Origin of the sequence: Microbispora hainanensis (assembly GCF_006874475.1) — a bacterium.
GTDB lineage: Bacteria > Actinomycetota > Actinomycetes > Streptosporangiales > Streptosporangiaceae > Microbispora > Microbispora hainanensis.
This window is the reverse complement of the sequence record NZ_VIRM01000117.1, coordinates 1-2,092: the sequence shown is the minus strand read 5'-3', so window position 1 is coordinate 2,092 and position 2,092 is coordinate 1. Positions and strand designations below refer to the sequence as shown.

Here is a 2,092-nt window from a genome sequence, read left to right as displayed (position 1 = left end):
GGACAGGGTCTTGCCTCGCTGTTCTCGTCTGGCCGGGTCACCGTCGCCATCTCCTCGTTCATCCGGCGTTCCCTGTGGCGGGAAGCCGCTTGACGTACCGTGGTTGGTTGATGGCAAGTCCACCGGCAAAGCGAGTGCGATAGGACCCCCGAAAAGCCCCCTCTTAACCCCCTGATGACTCCCCGACGGGAGGAAGACCCCGAGATGCCAGACAGCATCCCGAATGTCCAACTCCGGGCATGGCGCAACGCGCAACAGCTCACCCGCGCCGAATTCGCCGAGCGGATCAACCGGACCCCTGTGGGCATCAAGGAACGCCTCGCCGTCGATGAAGAACGCATCAGGCGATGGGAGGCCGGCGAGGTCTCCTGGCCCCGCGCACCATTCCGGCTCGCGCTGACTCAAGCCACCGGACTACAGCCCGAAAATCTCGGCTTCTCCCCCACAAGGAGAGGCAGCGGCAATAGCCGTCTCATCGAGGCACACGTCATGCCGGTCGACGCGCTGCGGGCCGAGGCCGACCTGTACGGCACTATGGAACTCGCGCAGCAGCTCCAGGCGTCCGATGTCGGAACCGGCACCCTCGAAGCCCTCGCCGAGGCCGTCGATCTGCTGTGCCGCGCCTACCCGGTTGTTCCCGCCGCGACGTTGCGCGACCGGACACAAAAGCGCCTCGCCCAGGTGACCCGGCTCCTGTCCGGCAGGATCACACTCGACCAGCACCGCGAATTACTGGTCATCACCGGATGGCTTACCGCTCTACTCGGCTGCGTCCATTACGACCTGGGCGAGCGCGAAGAAGCCGAGACCGCCCGCCAGGCCGCCTACGAGATGGGCCGCCAGGTCGGGCACGGCGAACTCATGGTTTGGGCACACGAGATGTCCGCATGGTTCGCCCTCGTCGAAGGCCGATACGAGGACGTCATCACCGCCGCCCGCCAGGGACAGGCCCTCGCCGGCCAATCCAGCGCACAGGTACAACTCACCTTGCAAGAAGCCCGCGGCTTGGCCCGGATTGGTGACCGCCGCGAAGCAGACAGGGCGCTATCGCGCGGGGCCGACATCCTCGCCAAGCTCCCGCTCCCCGAGAACCCTGATCACCACTTCGTGTTCGACCACGCCAAGTGGGTGTTCTACGCGGCCACCGCGTATACCTGGCTTGAGGACAACGACCGAGCCGAGGAGCACGCGCTGGAAACCATCCAGATGCACACCCGCCCGGACGGCACCTCGAACGCACCGATGCGAGTCGCCGACGCGCACATAGACCTCGGGATCGTCCACGCCCGACGCGGAGACCTTGACGCCGCCGTCGAGCAAGGCTTGGCCGCGTTCGACATCGAACGCAAGTCTCTTACCGACCTCGTTAACCGAGCCGGAGACCTCGACCGCGTCCTACGCCAACGCTACCGCCGCGAAGCCCTCGCCGAGGAGTTCCACGAACGCTACATGACGGCCTACCAAGCCCTGATAACACGACACCCTTTTCTGTAGACAAAGGCGACACAGACATTATTATGAGGAGGTAATTTATGCCATCCGGAGATTCTGCCCGAATTAGCGCCTTTGAATTCGAAGAACTCGTCCGCTCGATAATTGCCCGGCAGGGAAAATTAGTAAAACCCGAGGGTCCATCCTTTAAAGAAGTCGACATCATATCCCAAGAGGGAGACCGGGTCCACTTCTACGAAGTCAAGCACATCCCACCACAAACACACCCACGCCTACAGCAAGTAGTGAATCAACTTAAGTCGCATGAGCACCAATTCCTAAAAGAAAACCCGGACAAGCCGCCACCCAGACTTACGCTAGTCGTATCATCCTCATTAAGCCCTCGCAATAGGGAATTCCTCTCGGCCCATGATATATCGGTAATGGGCGCCGAAGAGATCGCAAGGGCAGCGTTACAGCACGGATTACAGCGAGAAGCCCGGCGTTTTTTCGGCGACACCACTATAGATCCCATAGCGCACACATTGTTGATGCGAATTGATGTTGTTAGATGCGGATGGGATGACTGGGCGCTTTACCAGAAGCTCTGCCAGGACATTTTGGAATACCTCTTTTGCCCTCCACTTGAGCGACCCATAGC

At 61.0% G+C, this 2,092-nt stretch carries 1 protein-coding gene; it reads left to right on the top strand.

Annotation, left to right across the window (positions count from 1 at the left end; all coding sequences use genetic code 11):
• The first annotated feature begins 204 nt into the window (after positions 1-204).
• Complete coding sequence (locus FLX08_RS39665) at positions 205-1,494, top strand: NsdA family TPR-like regulatory protein (RefSeq protein ID WP_167530766.1); 1,290 nt, start codon at positions 205-207, stop codon at positions 1,492-1,494.
• Positions 1,495-2,092 lie beyond the last annotated feature (598 nt).